This window comes from Amycolatopsis sp. NPDC059027, from assembly GCF_042739735.1.
Classification (GTDB): Bacteria; Actinomycetota; Actinomycetes; order Mycobacteriales; family Pseudonocardiaceae; genus Amycolatopsis.
This window is the reverse complement of record NZ_JBHYIK010000054.1, coordinates 49117-56853: the sequence shown is the minus strand read 5'-3', so window position 1 is coordinate 56853 and position 7737 is coordinate 49117. Positions and strand designations below refer to the sequence as shown.

7 protein-coding genes are annotated in these 7737 nt (G+C 71.0%); 6 read left to right on the top strand and 1 reads right to left on the bottom strand.

The window, feature by feature from the left end; genetic code table 11:
* Positions 1 to 42: 42 nt before the first annotated feature.
* A complete protein-coding gene (locus ACFWY9_RS31545; RefSeq protein ID WP_378329206.1) occupies positions 43 to 1050 on the bottom strand; it encodes a methyltransferase in 1008 nt (335 codons plus the stop codon).
* Between the two features lie 227 nt (positions 1051 to 1277).
* Between ACFWY9_RS31545 and ACFWY9_RS31540 the strand changes: the two genes are divergently transcribed.
* Genes ACFWY9_RS31540 through ACFWY9_RS31515 form a run of 6 tightly spaced genes read left to right on the top strand, consistent with a single transcriptional unit; the run spans position 1278 to position 7732 of the window.
* The gene (locus tag ACFWY9_RS31540) at positions 1278 to 2015 is read left to right on the top strand and encodes an SDR family NAD(P)-dependent oxidoreductase (protein ID WP_378329205.1); all 738 of its coding nucleotides are present in this window, start codon (positions 1278 to 1280) and stop codon (positions 2013 to 2015) included.
* Position 2016: 1 nt separating this feature from the next.
* Positions 2017 to 3261, top strand: coding sequence for an FAD-dependent oxidoreductase (locus ACFWY9_RS31535; protein ID WP_378329204.1), 1245 nt, complete (start codon positions 2017 to 2019; stop codon positions 3259 to 3261).
* Between the two features lie 25 nt (positions 3262 to 3286).
* Positions 3287 to 4144, top strand: coding sequence for an LLM class flavin-dependent oxidoreductase (locus ACFWY9_RS31530; RefSeq protein ID WP_378340588.1), 858 nt, complete (start codon positions 3287 to 3289; stop codon positions 4142 to 4144).
* Between the two features lie 59 nt (positions 4145 to 4203).
* Positions 4204 to 5832 (top strand): FAD-dependent monooxygenase, encoded by a 1629-nt coding sequence (locus tag ACFWY9_RS31525; protein ID WP_378340587.1) that lies wholly within the window; start codon positions 4204 to 4206, stop codon positions 5830 to 5832.
* Positions 5829 to 7316 carry a peptide MFS transporter gene (locus ACFWY9_RS31520; RefSeq protein ID WP_378329201.1) on the top strand — a complete coding sequence of 496 codons (1488 nt, stop codon included), beginning with the start codon at positions 5829 to 5831 and terminating at the stop codon, positions 7314 to 7316. The genes ACFWY9_RS31525 and ACFWY9_RS31520 overlap by 4 nt, the downstream gene beginning before the upstream one ends.
* A 35-nt stretch (positions 7317 to 7351) precedes the next feature.
* Complete coding sequence (locus ACFWY9_RS31515; protein ID WP_378329200.1) at positions 7352 to 7732, top strand: SchA/CurD-like domain-containing protein; 381 nt, start codon at positions 7352 to 7354, stop codon at positions 7730 to 7732.
* Positions 7733 to 7737: the final 5 nt, after the last annotated feature.

The window sequence follows — 7737 nt, the reverse complement described above, 5'->3', positions numbered from 1 at the left end:
GTTCACTCGTGAACACCCGCCCGGCGCGTTCCGGTTCCGAGGTCACGCCCGGCGGCAGATCACCAGGGTGTCGAAGTCGCCGAGCTGCTTCTCCTCCACCGAGGCGAACCCGGCATCCTTGACGTGGTCCCGGATTTCGCTCGCCGGGTACTCCGAGCCGCCCTCGGTCACCAGCAGCATGTCCAGGCTGATCACCAGGTTCTCCACGTGGGCCGGATCCTCGTCGAGCATCCGGTCGTAGACCAGCAGCGCACCGCCGGGCTTGACCGCCTCGCTCGCCTTGCGCACCAGGAAGCGGCGGCGCTCGACGTCGAAGTCGTGCAGTACGTGGCCGATGACCACCACGTCCGCCTTCGGCAGCGGGTCGGTGAAGAAGTCGCCGCCGTGGAAACGCACCGAGCCGGTGAGGCCGAAGCCTTCGATGTGCTCGGTGAAGAACGGCTCCATCTGCGGCAGGTCGATCACGTGGCCGGTCATCCCGGGATGGGCCTTGACGATCTGGGCCGCGATGTTGCCCCGGCACCCGCCGACGTCGAGCACCGTCGCGTGGCCCGAGAAGTCGAACGCGTCGATCAGCTGGGGCCCGAGCACCTGGGTCAGCGCGTCCATCATGCGCACGAACTGGCCGAGCACGGCCGGGTTCCGCACGACCTGCTCGAAGTCGCTGTTGCCCTGCAGTTTCCCGTCCCGCAGCGCCTGGGACAGCTTGCCCCAGGCCGGATAGAGGTTGTTGTTGGCCCGCCGCATGAAGCCGCCGATGTAGGTCGGCTGGCCGGTGACGAGGTACCGGTCGGCGCCGGGGGCGTTGCGGTAGCGGTCGCCCTCCTTCTCCAGCAGGCCGAGCGCGACCAGCAGGTGCAGGAAGTCCCGCAGCCCGCGACCGTGCAGCCCCAGCCGCAGCCGGATCTGCTCCTCGGTTTCCGGATTCTCGTGCAACGCGGTGAACAGGTCGAACTCCACAGCGGTGAGCAACGCCTTGGCGTCGCAGAAGGCGTTGCAGAGCCGGATGAGCCCGGCCGGGGTGGCCGTGTCGCCAGCGGTCGTGGTCATTCGAGACTCCCTTTCCCGGCAGCGCACATCGTGGCGGCCGTGCTTGGTCGGACTCGATGCTGGCACCGGCGGGTGGAGCGGTGCTCAAAGCCGCCCGCAGTCCCGGCGTCCGTCCGCAAAGGACAGTGGCCATCACTGTGGTTCGAGTGCCGGACCAGCCGGACGGGCCACCATCGGATCCCGTTGGTGCGGCACAGGCTGACCGCTGCTGTGAAAGGGGCGATCCGGTGGATCTTGGGCTACGAGGCAAACGCGTACTGGTGACCGGGGGCACCCGGGGGATCGGCCGCGCCACCGCGCTCGCCTTCGCCAGGGCGGGTGCCCACGTCGTCACGTGTCACCACACCGACGGCCCGCACGTGGAAAGCGTTGCCCGCGAACTGAAGGAGTGCGGCGATCGCAACCGCGTGCTGCGGGCGGACGTGACCGATGGCGCGGACACCCGGCGGCTGGCCGGCCTCGTCGGCGACGAGCTGGGCGGGCTCGACGTCCTGGTCAACAACGTCGGTGTGGACGGCGGGGTCGCGTTCGGCGACATCACCGAGCCGGAATGGCACCGGCTGCTGGACCACAACGTCACCGCGGCCTACCTGGTGACCCAGGCGATGCTGGGCGTGCTGGCGGACGGCGCTTCGGTGGTCAACGTCGGTTCGTCGGTGGCACTGCGCGGACGCGTGAACGGGGTGCACTACACGGCGTCGAAGGCGGCACTGATCGGCTTCACCCGAGGGCTGTGCAAGGAACTGGGGCCACGCGGTATCCGGGTCAACACGGTCGCGCCGGGGCTCACCGAGACCGAGCCGGGGGCAGGCCTGCCACCGCAGGCGGTGACGCGCATCGTGGGAATGACCGCGCTGGGCCGGATCTGCCAGCCCGAGGACGTGGCCGGTGCCGTGCTGTTCCTGGCAGGGGACACCTCGCGCTACATCAGCGGCGCGACGCTGAACGTCGACGGCGGGGTCTGACATGCCAGGCGAGCGGAGGCGGGGGCTGCGGGTCGTGGTGATCGGCGGCGGCGTGGGCGGGCTGTGCCTGGCCCAGGGGCTGCGCAAGGCCGGGGTGCACGTCGAGGTGTACGAGCGCGACACCTCGGTGCGCGGTCGGAACCAGGGATACCGGCTGCACATCAGCCCCGAGGGCGAGCGCGCCCTGCGCGACTGCCTGCCCGCTCGCGCCCAGGATCTTCTCGTGGCCACCGCGAACAGCCGATACGGCTACGGGATGGCCTGCTACGACGAGCGGCTGAGTCCACAATGGTCACCGGAGGTCGACGACCCGAGGGCCGGTTCACCGGACAAAGTGGACGCCGTGGACCGGGTGACGCTGCGGCACGTCCTGCTCGCCGGGCTCGACGACGTTGTCCGGTTCGGCAAGCGGTTCACGCACTTCACCCAGCGGCCGGGCCAGGGCATCGAGGCGCACTTCGCCGATGGCGGCACGGCGTCTGGCGATGTGCTCATCGCCGCCGACGGCGCGAACTCCCCGGTACGCCGCCAATGCGGGATCACCGACACGCCAAGGGATCTCGGAGTACGCACGATCTTCGGGCGGATCCCGATGGCGGCGGCGCTGCGCGAGGGGATCCCGGAGGTACTGCAGGACCGTTTCACCTGGGTGATCGGCTCGGACGGGCACAAGCTGGGCCTGATGCCCATGGTGTTCCGCACCGAACCAGGCGAGGCGGCTGCCCGGTTCTGGCCCGGCTGGCGGGCCGAGTCCCCCGGTGACTACTTCATGTCGGTCTTCTCCATGCACCGCACGGTGCTCGGCATGCCGGACGAGGAGTTCCTTTCGCTGGACGGTGCGCGGCTGTGGGAGCTGGTGCGGCAGCGCACCGCGGACTGGCATCCCGCGCTGCGCGAGATCCTGCGGCACGCCGACGTCCCGGAGTCCTTCCCGGTGGTGGTGCGGGTGGCGGTCCCGGTGCGGCCGTGGCCGTCCGGCCAGGTCATCCCGCTCGGGGACGCGGTGCACGCCATGCCGCCCTCGGGCGGGGTCGGCGCGAACACCGCGGTGCGTGACGCGAGTGCGCTGGCCAGGGCGCTGGTGGCCGTCGACCGCGGCGAACGTTCGCTCGGCGAGGCCGCCGCGCGCTACCAGGAGGAAATGGTCACCTACGCCACCGAAGCGGCCGCCTTGTCGCTGCGAGTGGCGAAGTGGTCGCTGAAAACGATCGATTTCGACGAGTCGGTGCTGTCCCCGGCGCGGTGACGGCTGTCCCACAGGAGGGTCCACAATGGACATTGGAGTCGGTTTGGCGACCACCGTGCCCGGCACCGGTGGCCGCGAGCTGATCAGTTTCGCGCGACGCGCCGACGAGCTCGGCTTCAGCACGCTCGCGGTACTCGACCGGCTGGTCTACGACAGCTACGACGCGATCGTTTCGCTGGCCGCCGCGGCCGCGGTGACCGAGCGGATCACGTTGGCCCCCACCATCCTGCTCGCGCCGTACTGGCCGAGCGCGGCACTGCTGGCCAAGCAACTGGCCAGTGTCGATCGGCTGTCCGGCGGACGGCTGGTGGTGGGCGTCGCCGCGGGTGGCCGGGCGGACGACTTCACCGCGACCGGCGTGCCGTTCCACCGTCGTGGCCGGCTGCTGGACGAGTTGCTGGTGGAAATGAAGCAGGTGTGGGCGGGGGAGGGCGCGGTGCCCGGTATCGGCCCCCGGCCGACCGAAACCGAGATTCCCTTGTGGATCGGGGGAAATTCGGCCGCTTCGGTGACGCGGACGGCCAAGCACGGCATCGGCTGGATCTCCGGTGGCGGGCCCGTCCAGCGTTTCCGGCAGCACGCCGACGCGGTGCGGGAAGCCTGGCGGGCCGAGGGGCGCACCGGCACCCCGAAGCTCGGCGCGCTCACCTACGTCGCGCTCGGTGCCGAGCGCAAGCAGGCCGCCGGGCGCTACCTGCTCGACTACTACTCCTACATGGGCGAGCGGGCGCAGTTCCTGGCCGACGGTGTCATCGCCGACGAAACCCGGCTGCGCGAGGTGATCGCCACCTTCGCCGAGGCCGGGTGTGACGAGCTGGTCCTGATGCCCTGTGGTTCCGACACCGGTCAGCTCGACGAGATCGCCGAAGTGGCGCTCGGCTGACCCGGGTGCCGTGCAGTGAAAGCCAGGGGCCGGAAGCACGAAAGGGCAAGGGAAGCGGTATGACTCGAACAGAAGTGCCCGTGCTGATCGTCGGCGCGGGGCCGGTCGGCCTGTCCACCGCGCTGTTCCTCGGCCGCCATGGCGTGCGGTCGCTCGTGGTGGAGAAGCGGGACGGGACCTCGACGTTGCCGAGGGCGCCGGGACTGCAGGCACGCACCATGGAGTTGTTCCGCGCGGCGGGGGTGAACCAGCGGATCCGGGCACTGGAGGTCGGTGACTCGCACGCCTACTTCGAGGGCGGGATCATCCAGGTCCGGACGTTCGCGGAGATCGACGACGCGGTGGTGCTGGAGGCCCCGTCGCTGGACGGTCCCACCATCAGCCCGGAACGGGTGATGGGCTGCGGCCAGGACCGGTACGAACGGGTGCTGGCGGACCTGGTCACCGAAGCCGGGAGCGAGGTGAAGTTCGGGGTCGAGCTGCTCGCCCTCGACCAGGACGGCGAGGGGGTCACCGCGACGCTGCGAGACACCGCCACCGGCGAGGAAACCGTGGTGCGGGCGGCTTATCTGGTCGGCGCGGACGGCGCGGGCAGCACGACGCGGCGCGCGCTGGGCGTGCGGCGCACCGGGCTCGGCACCGTCTTCAACGCGCTGAGCGTCTACTTCCGGGCACCGCAGCTGCGGGATCTGATCAAGGACCGCAAGTTCATCCTCTGCTACGCGACGGCGGCACCCGGCACCCTGATGGGACTGTCCCGGCTGCACGGCGTCGATCCGTGGCAGGCGTCCCCGTTGTACTACCCGGAGCGGGGCGAGACCACGGCGGACTACCCGGACGAGCGGTGCGTCGACATCGTGCGCACCGCGGCGGGCAAGCCCGACCTGGACGTGGAGATCGTCGCGAAGGTGCCGTGGCAGGGCGCGCAGCTGGTGGCCGACACCTTCCGCAGTGGCCGGGTCTTCCTGGCGGGCGACGCCGCGCACGTGCACCCGCCCGCCGGCGGATTCGGGGCGAACACCGGGATCCATGACGCGCACAACCTGTCCTGGAAGCTCGCCGCCGTCCTGCGCGGCTGGGCGGGCGACGCGCTGCTGGACACCTACGACGCCGAGCGCCGCGCGGTCGGCTCCGCCATGGCCAAGCAGGCCATGGTGCGCAACCGGATCCGGCACGGGTTCGCCGACGAGGAGACCAAGGCGTCCATGGTGGACGACATCATCGTCACACTCGGGTACCGGTACGCGTCCGGCGCGATCGTGGGCGGGCGCTCGGCGGCCCCCGTACTCGCCCCGGAACTGGACCTATCCGGCGACCCGGGTACCCGTGCCCCGCATCTCTGGCTGGACCGGGACGGCACCCGAGTGTCCACAATAGACCTGTTCTGGGACGAGTTCGTCCTGCTGACCGGATCGCGGGACAGCGGTTGGCGCGAGGCCGCCGAGCGGGTGGCCAAACAGCTCTCGGTACCGCTGCGCGCCTATTCCGTCGGTACCGGCGGCGACCTCGTGCCCGTCGACGGTGACTGGGCACAGGCGTACGGCGTGAGTGAGCAGGGCGCGGTGCTGGTGCGGCCCGACGCGTTCGTGGCCTGGCGCGCCGCCGGCAAGGTGACCGACCAGGACGCCGTGCTCACCGACGTGCTGTCGCGGATCTGCGTGCCGGCCGGCGGGGGCGTGCGGTCGTGACGGCACCCGCCGACACCAGGGTGTCGCTGCGCCGGATGCCGGCCTGGTACACCACGCTGTTCCTGACCGACCTGCTGGAACGCTTCGGCTACTACGGCATGCAGGCGATCCTGGTGCTGTATGCCGCCGCGCCGGCGGCCCGCGGCGGGCTCGGGCTGGCGACCGGGGACGCGGCCGCGTTGTTCGGCGCGTGGATCAGCACGATGTTCCTGCTGTCCCTGCCCGGTGGCTGGGTCGGCGACCGGGTGCTCGGCCAGCGCCCGGCCCTCATCGCCGGCGGCCTGATCGCCGGGGCCGGGTACCTGTGCCTGGCGCTGCCGTCCGGCTGGGCGACCGCGATCGGGCTGGTCCTGCTGGCCCTCGGTGGCGGCCTGTTCAAGCCCAACCACCAGGCGATGATCAACATGATGTTCGGCGGTCCCCGTGGCCGCGAGTCCGGGATTTCCCTGATGTACCTGGGAGTTCAGGGGTCCGCGTTGCTCGCACCGCTGGTCACCGGGTATCTCGGCGAGCGGGTGAGCTGGCACCTCGGGTTCTCGGTCGCCTCGGTCGCGGTACTGGCCACGGCGCTGCTGCTGGCCGTGGCCACGCGGCAGTTCGGCGGCGTGGGTGCCCGGCCGGGACGGCCGCTGGTGGCCGCCGAGCGCCGGTCCGCGCTGACCGTCACCGGGTCGGTCGTGGCCGCGCTGGGCGTGGTGCTGCTGGTGCTGTGGTCGACCGGGCTGCTGCGGCCGATGGCCGGAATCGTGCTGACCAACGTGCTGGCGCTGGGCGTGCCGGTGCTGGCGGTCGTCCTGCTGCACCGTGACCGGGGCCTGGGGCCGGGTGACCGACGGCGCCTGCTCGGCTTCGTCGCGGTGTGCCTCGGTTCCGCGCTGTTCTGGATGATCATCGCGCACGCGGCCTCGCTGCTGAACCTGTTCGCCCGCGACCACGTCGATCTCCGCGTGTTCGGCTTCGTCATGCCCGCCAGCTGGCTGCAGGGGGCCACGCCGGTCTTCCTGCTGGTACTGGCGCCGATCGTGGGCACGGTGCTGCCCGGCTTCGGCCATCGGTACCCGGTGGCGGTGAAACTCGCCATCGGCCTGTCGCTGGTCGGCGGCGGCTTCCTGGTGATGGCGGTGGCCGCGTTGCTGACCGAGCACGGCGGGAAGATCTCGCCGTTGTGGCTGGCACTGGTGTACCTGATGCACGCCGCGGGCGAACTCGTGGTCGTCGCGGTCACCGTTTCGACAGCGGCCGACGTGCTGCCGCGGCCGTTCATGGGCCGGGTGCTGGGTCTGCTGTGGCTGTTCGCCGCGCTCGGCGGCGGGGTGGGCAGCGGGCTGGTGCGGCTCACCGCGGTCGTGCCGGAGCCCGTCTACTACCTCCTGCTCGGCGGTGCCGCCGCCGTCGCCGGGGTGGTGTTCGCGGTGCGGCGCCGGGCGCTGAGCCGCGCGCTGACGCCGGACGCCCCGGCGGACAGCGTCACCCGGCCGTCGTGATCCGTGTTCGTCGAGCAACGAAAAGGGAGCCGAAAATGCCTTATGCCGCAATCACCTACCGGGTCGAGCCGGGACACGAGGACGAGATAGCCGAGATCTTCGCCGGGTTCCAGCGGGTGGACACCCCGGAGTTCCGGGGCGAGGACGGTGCACCCGCCGGACGGCTGCTGGGCACCGCGGTGTTCATCAAGGACGACGTCATGGTCCGGGTCATCCACTACGAAGGCGAGTTCGCCGCCATCGCCCGGCACATGGCAGCCCAGCGCGGCGTCCACCTGATCGAGGACCAGCTCGCCCCTTACCTGCGGGACAAGCGTGACACGGCCGACGCGGCGGGGTTCGGCCGGTACTTCCGGGACGCCACCATGCGCTGCATTTCCCAGCTGTCCGTCGAGACCCACGAAGCGAAGGGATGAGTCCG

Coding starts and splice junctions, on each gene's coding strand:
- ACFWY9_RS31545 (WP_378329206.1), bottom strand. CDS start 1,050: ATGACCACGACCGCTGGCGACACGGCCACCCCGGCCGGGCTCATCCGG.
- ACFWY9_RS31535 (WP_378329204.1), top strand. CDS start 2,017: ATGCCAGGCGAGCGGAGGCGGGGGCTGCGGGTCGTGGTGATCGGCGGC.
- ACFWY9_RS31530 (WP_378340588.1), top strand. CDS start 3,287: ATGGACATTGGAGTCGGTTTGGCGACCACCGTGCCCGGCACCGGTGGC.
- ACFWY9_RS31525 (WP_378340587.1), top strand. CDS start 4,204: ATGACTCGAACAGAAGTGCCCGTGCTGATCGTCGGCGCGGGGCCGGTC.
- ACFWY9_RS31515 (WP_378329200.1), top strand. CDS start 7,352: ATGCCTTATGCCGCAATCACCTACCGGGTCGAGCCGGGACACGAGGAC.